The organism is Candidatus Latescibacterota bacterium (assembly GCA_020633725.1).
GTDB lineage: Bacteria > Krumholzibacteriota > Krumholzibacteriia > JACNKJ01 > JACNKJ01 > VGXI01.
Genome location: JACKDC010000004.1, coordinates 203,235 through 219,930 on the forward strand (window position 1 = coordinate 203,235; position 16,696 = coordinate 219,930).

At 71.1% G+C, this 16,696-nt stretch carries 9 protein-coding genes; 7 read left to right on the top strand and 2 right to left on the bottom strand.

Annotation, left to right across the window (positions count from 1 at the left end):
- The first annotated feature begins 1 nt into the window (after position 1).
- The 6 genes from H6693_10645 (at position 2) to H6693_10670 (ending at position 10,527) form a co-directional block, all read left to right on the top strand.
- Positions 2-1,189 carry a glycosyltransferase gene (locus tag H6693_10645; protein ID MCB9516640.1) on the top strand — a complete coding sequence of 396 codons (1,188 nt, stop codon included), beginning with the start codon at positions 2-4 and terminating at the stop codon, positions 1,187-1,189.
- 39 nt (positions 1,190-1,228) lie between these two features.
- Positions 1,229-1,981 (top strand): hypothetical protein, encoded by a 753-nt coding sequence (locus H6693_10650; GenBank protein MCB9516641.1) that lies wholly within the window; start codon positions 1,229-1,231, stop codon positions 1,979-1,981.
- A gap of 6 nt (positions 1,982-1,987) precedes the next feature.
- Positions 1,988-3,121 carry a glycosyltransferase gene (locus tag H6693_10655; GenBank protein ID MCB9516642.1) on the top strand — a complete coding sequence of 378 codons (1,134 nt, stop codon included), beginning with the start codon at positions 1,988-1,990 and terminating at the stop codon, positions 3,119-3,121.
- A gap of 98 nt (positions 3,122-3,219) precedes the next feature.
- Positions 3,220-5,802, top strand: coding sequence for a T9SS type A sorting domain-containing protein (locus H6693_10660; protein ID MCB9516643.1), 2,583 nt, complete (start codon positions 3,220-3,222; stop codon positions 5,800-5,802).
- A 63-nt stretch (positions 5,803-5,865) separates the two neighbouring features.
- Positions 5,866-6,786, top strand: coding sequence for an EamA family transporter (locus H6693_10665; GenBank protein MCB9516644.1), 921 nt, complete (start codon positions 5,866-5,868; stop codon positions 6,784-6,786).
- A 249-nt stretch (positions 6,787-7,035) separates the two neighbouring features.
- Entirely contained in the window at positions 7,036-10,527 is a 3,492-nt protein-coding gene (locus H6693_10670) for a heparinase II/III family protein (protein MCB9516645.1), read from the top strand.
- A gap of 14 nt (positions 10,528-10,541) precedes the next feature.
- Here the strand turns inward: H6693_10670 and H6693_10675 are convergent, their stop codons facing one another.
- The gene (locus H6693_10675; GenBank protein ID MCB9516646.1) at positions 10,542-11,438 is read right to left on the bottom strand and encodes a TIGR01777 family protein; all 897 of its coding nucleotides are present in this window, start codon (positions 11,436-11,438) and stop codon (positions 10,542-10,544) included.
- 170 nt (positions 11,439-11,608) lie between these two features.
- Between H6693_10675 and H6693_10680 the strand changes: the two genes are divergently transcribed.
- Positions 11,609-15,493: a choice-of-anchor D domain-containing protein gene (locus H6693_10680; protein MCB9516647.1), complete on the top strand. Its 3,885-nt coding sequence runs from the start codon at positions 11,609-11,611 to the stop codon at positions 15,491-15,493.
- A 272-nt stretch (positions 15,494-15,765) separates the two neighbouring features.
- Here H6693_10680 and H6693_10685 read toward each other — a convergent pair whose 3' ends face one another.
- The gene (locus H6693_10685) at positions 15,766-16,695 is read right to left on the bottom strand and encodes a hypothetical protein (protein ID MCB9516648.1); all 930 of its coding nucleotides are present in this window, start codon (positions 16,693-16,695) and stop codon (positions 15,766-15,768) included.
- Position 16,696: the final 1 nt, after the last annotated feature.

The window sequence follows — 16,696 nt, forward strand, 5'->3', positions numbered from 1 at the left end:
GGTGCACTTCCTCTTTCCCTACCTCGCGCGCTACCGGGCGGTGAACTGGACGCGCTACCACCACCTCTTCGGGCAGCTCGCCACCATGGGCCACCGCATCACGGTGCTGCAGCCGCCGCCGGCGGACATCGGCGAGACGAACTTCCAGGAGATCGACGTGGAGCTGCCGGAGAACATCCGGCTCTTCGACGTCCCCATGCCCGGCCTCCTCTGGAACCGCCGCTGGCCCCTGGACAAGCTCGTCAAGAAGGGCAGCTACGGCCTCGCCTGCCGCGACCGGGTGGCGCGCATCTTCGCCGAAGATCCCGCCGACGCGCTGCTCGTCTACAACCTGCCCCAGGCCGGCATGCTGCACGTGGCGCCGCTGGCCGGGCGCAAGCTCGTGCGCGTCTTCGACCTGGCGGACGACTACGAGGCCATGCTGGCCACCGAGCTCGGCCGCTTCGCCTGGGGGCCGCTGCTCTGGCAGGGCAAGCGCACCTTGCACCGGATGATCGACGACGCGGATCTCGTCCTCAGCGTGAGCCATTCGCTGGCGGACGACTATCCGAACCGCGACATCCACGTGCTGCCCAACGGCGTGGACTTCGCGCGCTTCGAGGGCGTGCGCGCCTCCGTGGACGGCCGCGTGGGCACGGGCGACGACCATCGCCTGGTGGTGGGCTACCTCGGCGCCTTCGAGTACTTCATCGACTTTCCGCTCATCCTGGACATGGCCGAGCGGATGCCCGACACTCGCTTCCGGCTGGTGGGCGCGGGGCGCGACTTCGAACACGTGCGCTCGGAGGCGGCCCGGCGCGGGCTCGACAACGTGGAGTTGCCGGGGCCGGTGCCCTTCAACCGCGTCCCGGCGGAGATCGCCGCCATGGACGTCTGCCTCAACACCTTCGTCCGCATTCCCATCAGCCACAAGGCCAGCCCCATGAAGCTCTTCGAGTACCTGGCCATGGGGCGGCCGGTGCTGACCACGGACCTCGACGAGGTGCGCCGCTACGGGGTGGACTTCCTCGTCACCGTGAACACGGCCGAGGAGGCCGTGGCCGCGCTGCGCCGCCTGGCGGCCGACCCCGCCGAGCGGGCCTGGCGCGCCGAGGCCGGCCGCGACTGGGTGCGGGCGTCCTTCGACTGGAAGGACATCGCCAACCGGCTGGTGGAACTGGTGGAGCGCTGCACCGACCGCATGGACTAGACTGCGCCGTTCACGTTCACACGACTTCGGGAGACCGCCATGCTCGCACGCCTGACGATCTTTGTCCTGATCCTGATGCTCCTGGCCATCGGCTGGAAGGCCTGGGCCTACCGCAAGAGCGCCCTGTCCGCCCTGCGCAAGGTGGAGGTGATCAGCGAGCGCTTCACGCGCACCGACTTCTTCGAGGAGGACAACCGCCGCTGGATCGACAGCGGCGAGCGGCCCGACGTGGTCTTCATGGGCGCGTCCATCACGAGCCGCTGGAATCCCGAGGGCAAGCTCGGCGACCTCGCCGTGGCCCAGCGCGGCGTGGGCGGCCAGTGGCCGAGCCACTACCTGCTCCGCTTCCGCTCTGACGTGGTGGACCTGCACCCCCGCGCGGTGGTGTTCAAGGCCTGCGCCATCACCTTTCGGCCCGGCGTGAACGACAAGGGCACGCGCCGCGCGATCCTCGACCTCACGGCCGAGGCCGAGGAGGCGGGCATCAAGCCGGTGCTCGCCACCTGCGTGCCGGTGCGCGAGGACGGCAACACCGTCTACGGCTCCGACGGCAAGAAGCTGCCGGACGGCATCAACGACCGCATGCTGCCCTTCAACGACTGGCTCCGCACGCTGGCCGCCGAGCGCGGCTATCCCGTGATCGACTTCTACAGGGCCATGGCCGACGATCGGGGCTTCCTGCCGGCCGACCTGGCGGTGGACGACATTCATCCCAACGACAGGGGTTACGAAGTCATGACCGCCACGGCGAAACCGATCCTCGAGACGCTGCTCGGCGCGGGCCGGGGCTAGCGGCGCGTGGGCGACGGTCGCATCCACGTCTGCCACGTGCAGACGACCCTGCGCGCCGGCGGGCTGGAGAACGGCGTGGTGAACGTCGTGAACGGCCTGGACCCCGCGCGCTTCCGCTCCACGGTGGTCTGCCTGCACGACGCCGGCGCGCTGGCCGAGCGCATCACGAACCCGGCGGCCGCGGTGATCAACCTGGCCTATCCCGACCGCCTGGCGCCCGAGCTGCCCACCAAGCTGGCGCAGCTCTTCAAGCGGCTGGAGCCGGACATCGTCCACTGCCGCAACTACACGCCGAACCTCTACGGCACCCTGGGCGCGCGCCTCGCGCGGGTGCCGCGGGTGATCAACGGCGAGCACGGCATGGTGCAGCTGGTGGGCTGGCGGAAGATGCTCGTCAGCCGCGCGCTGGCCACCCTGGCCGACCGCGTGCTCTGCGTGTCGCCGGGCCTGCGCGACTTCCTCTACGAGCGGCTGCGCTACCCGGCGGGCAGCGTGGACGTCATCATCAACGGCGTGCCGCTCGAGCGCTTTGACCACATGGACGTGGATCCGGCCGCCAAGCGCCGCGAGCTGGGCATCCCCGAGGACGTCTGGCTGCTGGGCACGGTGGCGCGCTTCTTCCCCTTCAAGGATCACCCGGCCATGCTCGATTTCCTCGAGCGCGTGCCCGAGGTGGACGGGCGGCCCGTGCACGCGGTGATCATCGGCGACGGCGACCAGGCCACGGCCTTCCGCGCCGAGACCGAGCGCCGCGGGCTCTCCGGCCGCATGCACCTGCCGGGCTTCCGCGCGGACGTCCACAGCTGCTACGCCGCCTTCGACCTGTTCTGCCTGCTCTCCACGGGCAACGAGGGGACGAGCAACGCCATCCTCGAGGCCATGGCCGCCGGCACGCCGGTGCTCAGCACGCTGATCCCCGGCAACCGTCACCTGATCCGCTCCGGCGAGAACGGCGTGCTGGTGCCGCCTGCCGGTGAGCCGAAGCTGGCGGCCATGCAGCGGGAGATCCCCCGCCTGCTGGCCGACCCCGCCGAGCGCCGCCGCCTGGCCGAGGCCGCCGGCCGCGAGGTGCGCGCCAAGTTCCGCCTGCAGCGCATGGTGGACGACTACGCGGCCTACTACGCGGCGCTGGCCGACTAGGCCACCCCCCGCCCTTGCCTCGCCGCGCCAAAGCGAATAGACTTGTTGCGTGCGCAATCCGCTCCGGTGTCGCCCCCCCCCGGATGGAGGTCGTCGTGATGGGTTTTCGTGGAGTGCCCCACCTGCTCGCGCTCGTTGCCCTGCTCCCATTCGCTGCTGCTGCCGCCGTGATCGATGTCCCCGGCGATCAGCCGAGCATCGCCGCCGGCATCGCCATGGCGTCGAACGGTGACACCGTGCAGGTCGCCCCGGGCACCTGGGCAGGCGTGGACAACGTGAATCTGAACCTCGCGGGCAAGGCGATCGCAGTGCTGGGGGCGGGCCCCGGCCAGACGGTGATCGACTGCGGGGGCACCGAGCAGGGCTTCCTGCTCCTGGGCGGCGAGACCGTGTCGACGCTGATCGAGGGCTTCCGCATCGTGAACGGCAGCGGCGGCTACGGCGGGGGCATCCGCATCGAGTCGGCCGCGGCGACGCTGCGCGGGCTGAGCATCGAGGACTGCGTCGCCACGCGGGGCGGGGGCATCTCCATCCGCTACGCCACCGACACCGTGCTGCTGGAGGACGTGGTGCTGGCCCGCAACAGCGCCGACAGCGGGGGCGGCTGCTATGCCTACCAAAGCGACGTGGCGCACGACCACGTCACGGCCGTGGCCAACACCGCCGCGACCTACAGCGCCGCCTTCCACGTGGCGAGCGGCACCAGCACCTTCTCCCACTGTCTCGTGGCCTGGAACACGGGCCAGTCCGCCGTGAACGGCGCCGTCTACACCGAGAGCTTCGCGGACTGCGACTTCTACAGCAACCCGCAGGGCGACGTGGCCCACGACTGGGTCGAGCTGGTCGGCGTGAACGGCAACTTCGCGGCCGATCCGCTGTTCTGCGACCGCGCGGGCGGGGACTACGCGCTTCACGAAGCCTCCCCCTGCCTGGGCGCGGGCGGCGAGCGTGTCGGCGCCCTGGGCGCGGGCTGCGACTATCCGCTCGCCGTGCTGAGCGGCAGCATCGAGACCGTCGACGGCCTGCCCATCGCCGCTGCCGCGATCGACTTCGACGGCGGCTACACCCGGACCGACGCCGGCGGCCACTACGCCATCTTCCTGCTGCCGGGCTGGAGCGGGACGGTGACGCCCTCGCACGAGTTCTACCTGTTCGAGCCGGCCAGCCGGAGCTACGCGAACCTGCAGGGCAGCCAGCCGGACCAGGACTTCGTCGGCGCGCATCCGACCCTGGTCCGCGTCCCCGCCGACGCGCCCACGCTGCAGGCCGGCCTGGACGCCGCGGCCCCGGGGGACACCGTGCTGGTCGCCCCGGGCCTCTACGAGGGGCCGGACAACCGCGAGCTCGATTTCGGCGGCAAGGACGTGGTGCTCAGGGGCGAAGCAGGGGCGGAGGCCACCGTGCTGCTGAACGCCAGCAACGGTGTGCTCGTCCGCTTCGACGGCGGCGAAGGTCCCGGCGCGGTCCTCGAGGATCTCACCCTGCGCGGCATCCAGGGCTACTGCCAGGCGATCGTCTGCGCCGACGGCGCCACGCCCACGCTGCGGCGGCTGATCGTCGAGGATCACCTCCAGCCCGGCGGCTACACCGACGAGACGCCGCCCGCGGGCCTGGTGGGCAGCTCGCTGCTCGTGGAGGACTGCCTCTTCCGCAACAACAGCGCCCGCGAGGGGGTCGCGCGCATCGGCGGCGGCGCGCGGGTGACGGGCACGCGCTTCGAGAACAACATCGGCACCGAGTCCGGCACCGTGCGCGTGGACGGCGACGCCCTGTTCGAGCGCTGCGTCTTCGCGAACAACATCGCCCAGGGCTACACGCCCGAGCTGGGCTGCGCGCGCGGCCGCGGCGGCGCGGTCTACGCCACGGGCGGCAGCTTCACGGACTGCCTCTTCGTCGCGAACGAGGCGGGCATGTGCCACGGCTGGTCCTCGCCCGACTACCCGGGGATGGGTGGCGCCATGTACATCGCGGGTGGGGTGAACCTGACCCGTTGCACCTTCGTCGACAACGTCGCCACCCCGACCGACGACTTCGACGCGCCGGGCACGACCTTCTACATCCGGGGCGGGTTCTCGCGGGTCATCGCCAACTTCGAGGACTGCCTCGTCACCGGCTCCGGCGACGGCGGCGCGGCCCTCTACTGCGACCCCGGCACCGCGCTGGCGAACTTCAGCTGCTCGCTGTTCTGGGACAACGCCGGCGGCAACGCGGACGGCGACTGTCCCGATCCGGTGGGCGCGAACGGCAACTTCGCCGCCGACCCTCTCTTCTGCGACCCCGGCGCGGGGAACTTCTCGCTCGACGCCGACTCGCCCTGTCTGCCCGCGAACAACGCCTGCGGCGTCCGCATCGGCGCCTTCGGGCAAGGCTGCGGAGTCACGGCGGCGGAGACGCTTACCCCCGGGGCGCTTCGCCTCAGCGGGCATCCCAACCCCTTCAACCCGTCGACCCAGCTGAGCTTCGCGCTCCCCGAGGCGGCCGCGGTGACGCTCACCGTCCACGACCTCGCCGGACGCCGCGTGGCCACCCTGCTGGAGGGAGCGGCGCTGGACGCGGGCGAGCAGAGCCTGCGCTGGGACGGCCGCCTCGACGGCGGCGGCCGCGCGACCAGCGGCGTCTATCTCGCCCGGCTCGTGGCGCGAGGGCGGACGGTCTCGCAGAAGCTCGTCCTGCTCAAGTAGCGACCCGAGACCGCGTCCGAAAACGTCTCGCGCGCCTGGCCGGCGCGAACGATATTGCCGGTCATGCACCAGCCTCAGCCATCCCCCGCCAAGCCTCCGAAGGCGCGCCTCGACCGCTTCGGCCTCGCGCAGCTCGCCGTGGTCTACGTGGTCTGGGGCAGCACCTATCTCGCCATCCGCGTGGCCGTGCGGGAGGGCGCGGGCTTTCCGCCCTTCATGATGGCCACGCTGCGCGTGGCGGTCGCCGCGGCGATTCTGCTCGGCCTCGCCCGCCTGCGCCGCCAGCGCGTGCGGATCACGCGCGGCGAGCTGGGCCTGCTCGCCGCCACGGGCGCCCTGCTCTGGCTCGGGGGCAACGGCCTCGTGACCGTGGCCGAGCGGCGCGCCGACTCCGGCCTCGCCGCGCTGCTGGTGGCGGCGATGCCGATCTGGGCCGAGCTGATCGCGGCGGCGCTGGACCGCCGGCCGCCGAGCCGCCGCAGCGCGGCCTCGGTGCTGCTGGGCTTCGTCGGGGTCGGCGTGCTCACCTGGCCGGAGCTGCAGGGCGGTTCGCGCGCGGACATCCTCGGCGTCATGGCCCTGCTGGCCGCGCCGCTCTTCTGGGCGCTGGGTTCGATCTGGCTGCAGCGGCGGCGTCCCGACCTTGGCGTGCTGACGATCTCCGGCTGGCAGCAGGCGCTGGGCGGCGTCTCCCTGCTCGCGATGTCGCTGCTGGCCCGCGAGCCGCTGCCGCGGCCAACGGGCGAGGCCTGGCTGGCCTGGCTCTACCTGGTGCTCTTCGGCTCGGTGCTGGCCTTCACGAGCTACATGGGCACCCTGCGACGGCTGCCCTACCGCCTCGTGGTGACCTACACCTACGCGAATCCGGTGATCGCCGTGTTCCTGGGCTGGCTGCTGCTGGGCGAGCGCGTGACGTCCTGGACGCTCGCCGGCGCCACCCTGGTGGTGGCGGGCGTGGCCGGCGTCTTCGCGAACCGCGACTGAGCCCGGCGCCAACCCCCGTCCGCGCAACGTCTTGGCGAGCCTGGGCGGGAACCGGGGCGGCCGCGTCACGTTGGACTGGACTCCCGGCGCGGCGCGCGCGATGTTGTGGAGAGCCCGGCCTCACCGGATCCGCCGGGCTCCCTGCGCGGCACGCCCCTTGCCCCTTCCCCCCGGTCGCCGCGCCGTTGCGACCCTTTGCGCGACAGGTCCCGTCCGACCCTGCAACTCCGTCCACGTCGAGGTAGCTCCATGCCGCGCCGTATCCTGCCCCATCGCGTCCTGGCCGCCTGCGGTGGCGCCGCCCTGTTCGTGGGCGCGCTGCTCGCCGCGTCCGTCGCGCTGGCCCAGTACAACCCGCACCCGCGCATCTACCTGACGCCCGAGCGGATCCAGCGCATCCGGACCCAGCACTGGCAGGCGGGCAGCTACGAGTGGGGCCAGCTCATGACGGCGGCCGCGCGCACCGACCTCGACGGCGCCAAGGCGCAGGCGCTGGCCTACGCGATCACCGGCGACGAGGACTGGGCGACCACGGCGCTCGGCATCATGCGGCGGGTCATGGCTGACACGCCCGTCCCCAGGGTCAACTTCAACACCGTGGGGCGGACCTTCAACACCTGGGCGCTCTGCTTCGACTGGCTCTACGGCGCGCCGCAGTTCACGGACGCGCTCAAGCAGCAGGTCATCGCCTACCTGGCCCAGATCCCCGAGACCGGCGACGGCAAGTGGAACTGGTATCCCGACGGCGCCTACTTCAACGGCGTGAGCAAGTGCCTCTGGGGGCCGCCCGTCTGGGGCCTGGCCACCTGGGGCGACAATCCGCAGGCCGACCACTACATCGACAACGGCTACAGCCAGCGCTGGCTCTACATCCGCAACACCCTGGGCTTCGGACCGGCGAACCTGGCCGTGGTGCGCGGCGGCTGCATGCCCCAGGGGATGGACTACGGCGCGGGCACGATGGCGAACATCGTGCGCTGGCTCGCGGCCTGGAAGAGCGCGACGGGCCAGGATCTCTTCGACGAGGGTCCGGCCCTGCGCCAGTATCTCGCCTACTTCCCGCAGGCCTACTACTACACGGAGGACTTCATCCGCCGCCCCGAGCACGGACACAACGCGCACAAGCGGGGCGCCTACCTGCACAACGCGGTCGCGGCGCTGCTCGTGCTCATGGACGAGTACGCGGACAGCGAGGAGGCGCGGTGGGCGAGCTGGTGGGTGCACAACATCGAGGGCGCCGACCGCTACCCCGGCAACGACTCGCGCTATTTCGCCGAGATGGACCTGATCTTCAGCGACAACGCCATCCCCCAGACCGCGCCCTTCGACCAGCCGCTGGCCTATTACGCCGAGGGCAACGGCATGTGGATCTGCCGCTCGAACTGGACCCAGGGCGCCACCGAGCCCAGCACCTTCGCCACCTTCCGCGCGGGCAATTGGACCTGGTTCAACCAGAACCACTGGGACCAGGGGAACTTCTGCATCTACTCGCACGGGGAGGATCTGCTGGTGGACGGCGGCGTCTACGACGGCGGCGGCGACGTCACCGTGATCAACTACCACCACCAGACCATCGCCCACAACTCGCTGCTCATCAAGGATCCGCGGCAGACCAAGGGCTGGCACTTCTACGACTGGACCCTGGACGGCTTCGAGAACTCGGGCGGACAGAATCGCCCCTGGCGCGAGACCCTCCCCGACGCCGTGCTCGACGGCGCGCGCAAGGACCCGCGCTGGCCGCAGTCCGAGGGCAGCTACGTGCACGACATGGCGGACATCGAGCGCAAGGCCGACAACCCGCGCTACACCTACGCCTACGCGGACCTCACCAACGCCTACGCGAACCCGCGCTGGGAGGAGGACTACGCGGCGAGCCGGCTGGCCGACGTGGACTACCGCCCCAAGGTGGGCAACGTCACGCGGCAGTGGTTCTATCTGCGGCCCCGCGCGGACGACGCGGACGAGTACTTCGTCACCTTCGACCGCGTGAGCAGCACGGACGCGAGCTTCCAGAAGACGAACCTGCTGCACTTCATCGGCGAGCCCGTCTTCACGAATGGCGGCCTCGTGGACAGCGAGGTGCCCGGACACATCGAGACCTACGCCGCCGACCGCTTCACGATGGCGCTGGGCGGCGCGGTGCTCCACGGCGCCACGGTGCTGCCCGCCAACCCGCGCATCCGCAAGGTGGGGGGCGAGGGCTACGAGTACTGGGTCAACGGCACCAACTACGATCCCTTCCCCGACGCCGGCGACGAGAACCCCCTCGGCGGCGTCTGGCGGCTGGAGATCATGCCGCCGACCGCCGAGCGCGACGACCTCTTCCTCAACGTCCTCCATCCGGACTGGCGGGGCGCGCCGGCGCCCACGGTGACGCGCATCCCGGGCGACAGCTGCGAAGGCGCCGCCTTCGACGGCTGGGTGCTGATGTTCGCCAAGGAGGAGGCCGCGCAGTCGGCGCTGGGCTACAGCGTGGACATGGACGGCGCGCAGCGCCACCTGCTCTGCGACATGGACCCGGGCTACGCCTATCGCGTCTTCCGCAACGGCGGCGGGGCTCCGCTTGCGGTGGTGCCGGTGGGCGCCGACGGCATCCTGGAGTTCGAGAGCCCGGGCGGCGGCAGCTTCCAGGTGAGCCGGGGCGACGCCGTGCCCGACCTGACGCCGCCCAGCGGCAACGTACGGATCGGCAGCGCGGACCTCACGCCGCCGTCGGGCAGCTACACCGTCTACGCGCGTTACGGCGACGCCCTCGGCAACTGGAGCGACCCGCCGCTCAGCGACACCGTGCTGCTCGACCTCCCCGCCGCCGACGACCTGCCGCCCGAGGTCTGGAGCCTCGCGCCCGCCGACGGCGCCACGGGCGTGGATCCACGCAGCAACGTGGCCTGCCTCGTGCGCGATCTCGGCAGCGACGTGGACACCACCAACGTCGAACTGCGCGTGAACGGCGTGGCCGTGCCGCGGCGGGTGCTCCCCGTGGGCGGCCGCTACCTGGTGGTGGGCAACCCGCCGGCGATCCTGGCCGAGAACACGACCTACGGCGCGAGCGTCACGGCGGCCGACCTGGCCGAGCCGCCCAACGGCGTCACGGTGAGCTGGGACTTCAGCACCGGCACCCTGGCGGACGAGACCCAGCCGCCCTCACCGCCCACGGATCTCACGGCGGCGGTGAACGGCGACTGCGACGTCTCGGTGGGCTGGTCGGCCTCGGCCGAGGCGGGCGTCATCGCCTATCGCGTGGCGTACGGCGAGTGGCCCGACGGCAGCGCCACCGACCTCGAGTGGCAGACCGAGATCGGCGTGGTCATCGCCGGGCTGCCGGACGGCGAGTACTGGCTGGGCGCGAGCGCGCTGGACAACGTGGGCCAGGAGAGCGCGCTGGCCACGCTCGGGCGCTCGCTGGTGGTGGACTGCGGCGGCATGCCGGGCACTCCCGGCCAGCCCGGGAACCCCGATCTGGACGGCCTGGCCCGGGGCGAGATCTACCCGCCCGGCGTGATCGTCGCCGAGGTGCAGCCGCCGCTCTCGGTGGCGAATCTCGGCCAGGGCTGGGTCGTGCGCATCTTCACGGTGAGCGGGCGGCTGGTCGAGGACTTCCACGCCGAGACCGACGGCGAGGACTTCACCTGGGACCTGCTGAACCGCGAGGGCTCGCGCGTCGCCAAGGGGCTCTACCTGGTGCGGGTCTTCGACGACGGCGGCGGCACCGTGCGTGAGGGCTACTACCTCAACCGCTGAGGGCGCTGACGGCGCTAGCGCACGGGCAGCTTGCCGTAGACCGCGGCGAAGGCGTCGGCCAGCGTGGGATGCGCGAAGCTGAAGCCCAGGCTGTCGGCCTTGACGGGCAGCGCCTTGCAGCCCTGCAGCAGGACATCCGCCGCGTCGAGGAAGAGCGAGCTCACCGGCTGCCCCGGGACCAGGTCCCACTGGTGCGAGCCAAGCACGCCGCGCAGCACGCGTCCGAAGTCGGCCAGCGGCCGCGGATCCGGACTCACCGCGTTGAGGGGACCCCACACGGCCTCGCGGTCCAGCGCGAAGAGCAGCATGGCGAGGGCGTCCTCGCGGTGGATCCAGGACACGATGCGCCGCCCCGGCCCCGACAGATCCCCCTCGTAGAACTTGAAGACCGGCATGAGCTGGGACAGCGGGCCACCGCCCTCGCCGAGCACGAGGCCCAGTCGCAGGCGCACGGCGCGCACGCCGAGCAGCTTGGCCTCCGAGCAGCTGTCCTCCCAGGCGTCGCAGAGGCTGACCAGGGGGCCGCTGCCCGGTCGGTGGTTCTCGGTGACGCTCTCGTCGCCCGTCTGCCCGTAGATCCACACCGCCGAGGCGTTGACCCAGGTGCGCGGCGGGTCGGGCTGGCCCTTGAGCGCGTCCATGATGCGGTGGCTCACGTCCACGCGCGAGCGGTGCTGCGCGATGGGATTCGCGTTGCGGCTGAACAGCGGCGACCCCGCCAGGTTCACCACGGCGTCGACGCCCCCGAGCAGTGCGCGCGGGTCGTCGCTCCAGGGGCGGACGTCGAACGTGGCGCCCTTGAAGCGCGCTGGCTCGCGCGTCAAGACGGTGACACGGTCGCCCCGTGCGAGGAGACGCGGGATCAGCGCCGAGCCCAGGTAGCCCCGGCTTCCGATCACGAGCACATGCATGACGGCTCCTTCCGCGCGGCCCGGCCGCGCCAGAGGGACGTCCCTGCAGGATGGCGGCCAAGCGCCGCTGCGCGCGCGTCCTTCGCAACGCTTGCCGTCACGCACGTTTACAGCGATTTCGGACCGTGCTATCATTATTTGGGGTGAGATACCGGGAAAGGGAGGCCACCATGCGGAAAAGTTTGCCCTGCGGGCTGTTGCTCGGGCTGATCGCGCTGCTGGCGCTCGTCGCGCCGGCCGCGGCCCAGAACTGCAGCGTCGATCGCGAGACGCTGACCTTCGGTCCCGTGCTGCTCGGCGAGCAGCGCATCCGCACTCTCACCGTGACCAACGAGGGTGTGGAGCCCCTGGCGCTGGATCTCATCGCCCAGCCCTGCGCGGGCGAGCCGGCCTTCACCGTGTTGACCGCGGGCCACTTCGACGTCGCGCCCGGCGCGAGTCAGGTCATCCAGATCCGCTTCGCGCCGACGGTCCCGGGCACCCATGCCTGCGACCTCGATCTCGGCACGAACGACTGCCCGCCCGTCGCGCTCGACGGCTGGGGGCACGAGTACGCCGAGCCGCTGGGAAATCACATCGGCCTCTACACGGACACCGACGCGCAGCTCTGCCAGGCGCCGCTGGACGGCGCGGGCATGACCGTGCAGATGCGGGTGCTCGCCGTGCTGCCGGACGGCGTCAGCGGAGTCACCGCGGCGGAGTTCCGTCTCGCGAACCTGCCCGAGAGCCAGTTCCCGCCGAACGGCCACTGGGAGGCGACCTGGAACACGACGCTGGTGATCGGCAACCTGGAGCAGGGCATCGCGCTGGCCTTCAACCCGCCGCTGGAGGGCGCGATCGTCGAGCTCGGCACCTTGCTGTTCACGAGCTACGATCAGGCGGACTGGATCGGCGCGGATCACACGGTGGACGTTCTGCCGTCGACCTTCGGGCAGAACCTCGTGGTGGTCGACGAGAACTTCGACGAGATCCCCGTGGGCGGCGGGCACTTCACCTTCAACTGCGGCAACCCGCCGGACTGCCCCTGCTTCGAGCAGGGCGCGCCCGTCTGTGACGTCACGCCCACGCTGCTCGCCTTCGGCGAGGTGCCGATCGGCGGTGTCGGCTACCGGAGCTTCGTCATCACCAACGCCGGCACGGCTCCGCTGGTTGGCGCGGTGAGCGCGGACTGTGCGGACTTCGCCGTCACCGTGGGCGACGGGTTCTTCGCGCTCAACCCGAGCGAGTCGAAGACGGTGCAGGTGCGCTTCCAGCCCAGCTCGGCCGAACCGCAGGTCTGCGTGGTCGACCTGGGCACCAGCGACTGCCCGAGCGTGCTCTGCACCGGTGTGGGCTTCACCCCGGTGCCCATCTGCCAGGTCACGCCGTCCAGCCTGGACTTCGGCGACATCGTGGCGGGCACGACGCGGCAGCTCACCTTCGAGATCCGGAACGTGGGCACCGGCCTCCTCGAGGGGGCGGTCGCCGAGAACTGCGACGACTTCGAGTTGCTTGCAGGCGCGGGTCCCTTCTCGCTGACCACCGGGCAGTTCACCTTCGTGACCGTGCGCTTCGCGCCGCCCCTGGCGGGGGACTACGCCTGCACGATCGATCTGGGCACGGACACCTGCGACCCGGTCGAGGCCGTGGGCAGCGCGCACGATCCGATCGCGAGCTGCGCGCTCACGCCCGACCATCTGGACTTCGGCGACGTGGCCATCGGCGCCTTCGCGAACCTCGACGCGGTGCTGGAGAACACCGGCGATCTGCCGCTGGAGGGCGAGATCGTCGTGAACCACCCCGAGTTCAGCGTGGTCATCGGCGGCGGGGCCTTCACGCTGCCGGTGAACGATGTGCACGTCTTCCGGGTGCGCTACACGCCGCTCGACGACGTGCCCGACACCGCGACGCTGACGACCGGCCTCGCCGGCTGCTCCGAGCTCCCGCTCGCGGGCACGGGCCACGAGCCCGCGCCGCTCTGCGTCCTCGAGCCGGAGAGCGTGGACTTCGGCGAGGTGCTGCTCTACGGCGCGGTCCAGCAGACGCTCAGCGTGAGCAACGACGGCGACGGCGTCCTCGAGCTGGACCTCGCGATCGACAACCCCGACTTCACCTTCGCCGGGGACTCTCAGCTGACCGTTCTGCCCGGCGGCACGGCCCATGTCTCCCTGGGCTTCTCGCCCACGAGCTACGGGACGCAGACCGCCACGCTGAGCCTCGGCGCCGCGGCCTGCGCCGACGTGCCGCTCGGCGGCTTTGGCCGCAACCCGAGCACCGGCGACGATCACCTGGGCCTCTTCTACGACGCCGATGGCACGGCCTGCAGCGGCGATCTTCCCGCGCTCACGCACACGTCGCTCTACGTGATCGCCCGGGTGCCGAGCTTCGCGTCCCCCGGCATCACGGGGGCGGAGTTCCGGGTGGAGGGCATCGAGGCGCTGATGGGCGACGCGCAGGTCACGCCCGACTGGCTCCTGCCACCGACGGGCGGCGACCTGGTGAACGGGATCCGCTTCGACTTCGCTCCCCAGCCAGGGGAGGTCGTGCTGCTGGGGACGCTGGACGTCTACCCCTATGCGGAGCTTGGCGCCGATCGCGTCCTCACCGTGGAGCGAAGCCTCGACGGCGATCAGGTCAGCGTCACCGACGGCGAGGGCTTGGGCTGGGACGTCGGACACGGCCGCTTCACGATCAACTGCGAGACGAGCTGGCTCTGCGACTGCCTCGACTTCGCGGCGGGCTACTGCGAGCTGTCGACCACCGAGATCGACTTCGGCTACGTGAACTACGGCCACCATGCCTACGAGGACTTCACCGTGACGAACACGGGCTACTCCGCGCTGACGGGCGACCTGACGATCACGGGTCAGTACTTCTACCTGAGCGCGGGGGGCGGTCCCTTCCTGCTCCAGCCGGGCGAGACGTTGACCGCCACCGTGCGCTTCACGCCGGGCGCTGTGGGAGACCTGTACGGCACGGTGAACACCGGCCTCGCCGAATGCCCCGCCGTCCAGCTTCACGGCATCGGGATCGGCGGAGGCGGTGGCAACCCGTTCCTCGGCGTCTACGCGGACGAGCTGGCGGTGATCTGCTATGGCGATCAGTTCCAGTACCAGAGTGCGGCGGTCTACGTGTCGGCCCTGCTGCCGCCCTGGTTGCCGGGCATCACGGCCGCCGAGTTCAGCATCGACAATCTGCCCGCCACCGGGCCCCGCGGCATCCGCACCGACCTCTGGAACACGGACCTCGTGATCGGCGAGCCGGGCTACGGCGTCGCGCTGGCCTTCAGTCCACCGCTCGGTGGGCCGATCGCCATCCTCGGCACGCTGGAGTTCTTCGAACTGGAGGATTCCTGGATCGGCCAGGATCATCGGCTGGAGGTTGCTCCGTCGCAGGACAGCGGCAACCTGGTGGTGGTCGGCGTGGACTTCGTGGAGTACTTCTGCGAGCCCGGCCACTTCACCTTCAACTGCACGGGCGCTCTGGGTGACTGCGACTGCAACGTCGCCACGGCCGTCGCGCTGAGCGACTTCACCCTCACCGACCTCGCCGGCGCCGCCCGCCTGGACTGGACGCTCCTCGGCGGCGGCACGCCCGAGTTCCGCCTCGAGGGCAGCCGCGACGGCCTGAGCTGGCTCGTGCCCTACGACGACCTCGGCGCCGGCCGCTTCACGGCCGAAGACCACGCCTCGGCGCTGGGCACGGCGGGCGCGGTGACCTACACGCTCTACGGCCGCGAGGGCGACGAGAGCTGGCAGCTCCTGCGCAGCGAAAGCCTAGCGGTCGCTGGTGTGCCGCAGCGGACGGCCCTGCTGCCCGCGCACCCGAATCCCTTCAACCCGCAGGTGACGATCCCGTTCTCGCTGGGCGCGGCGGGCCCGGCGCGGCTGGCGATCTACGACGTGTCGGGCCGGCGCGTGGCGACGCTGGTCGACGGGACGCGGCCGGCGGGGCCCCAGAGCGCCGTCTGGCAGGGTCGCGACGAGAGCGGCCGCAGCCTGGGCTCGGGGGTGTACTTCGTGCGGCTGGAGGCGCCGGGCCACAGCGAGACGCAGAAGCTGGTGCTGATGCGCTAGGCGCTCGCCAGCGGGCAGAGGAGAACCCGACCCGCCCTCGCGACTGGGGGCGGGGCCCTGCATCGCGCATCAACCCGCCCCCGGGGGCGAGCAGGCCCTCGGGGTCGGGAACCGGCCAAGCTCCGGGTGCGTCACGCGTCCAAAAAGTACGGCCGAACCCTTGCCGTGGATACCAATGTATAGTATCATTGGATGGCGGTCAAGGGGGCCGGCGAGGAATCTCCGTCGAATCCGCGAGAGCCGACAGAACCCGCCCCCGGGGGCGGGCGGGACTAGGGCGTCTGAAAGGGCAGATCGCCCGGCGGATCGGGCACCTGGGCGTCCAGCTCGGGATAGTGGGCCTCGTGCTTGTCGTCCCACTCGCCCATGAAGGGCCGGCGCAGCACCGTTTCGGCGTAGTAGCGCACCGCCGACGAGAACTGCAGGAAGAGCACCAGCAGCCCGAGGAAGCTCGTCGCCAGCAGGGCATAGAACATGAGCTCCGGCCGGAACTCCAGCACGACGATCCGCCGCACCAGCGACAGGGCGCGCAGCGGCAACGTCAGAACGAAGGGGATGAACACCAGCAGCAGGCTCGTGCCGAAGTGCCGCAGGGCGAACACCACGCTGGAGCGCAGGGACGTCCACCACCCGCTGCTGAAGCTCACGTAGAGCAGCGGGGCGTAGAGCAGCAGCACCTCGGCCGCGAAGCCTCCGCCGTAGGCCAGCACGAACTCCTTGCGGCCGTGGCCGAGGATCTCCGCCGCGCGCTCGGGCAGGTGGTGGACGACGTAGAACGGCACCAGGAAGCAGATCAGTGCCAGCAGGTTGAAGAGGAAGAGCCCGGGCCAGCGTCGCAGGGCGCGCCGCCAGGGGTGCTCGCGCTGCAGCTTGCCCTTGGTGTGGTAGCTGAGCAGCTGCAGCTGGCACACGCCCTGCAGCATCGCGCCGAGGGTGGCCGCGAGGACCAGGTAGAGGCGGCGGTGGATGTCGGGGAGGAGCAGGTAGAAGCGGGGGTACTCGCCCACCTCGGGGTCGAAGCTCTGCTGCAGGAACGCCACCAGGGACGCGCCCTGGGGCCTGGAGACCAGGGCGGTCACGATCCACAAGCCCAGCCCCTGGACGCACCAGAACACCAAGAGCGGCAACCAGTTGCGCGATCGGCGCAGGCTGGCCAGCGCGTCGTAGTAGACGAGGCTGAGCTGCTGGATCGGATTGTGCACG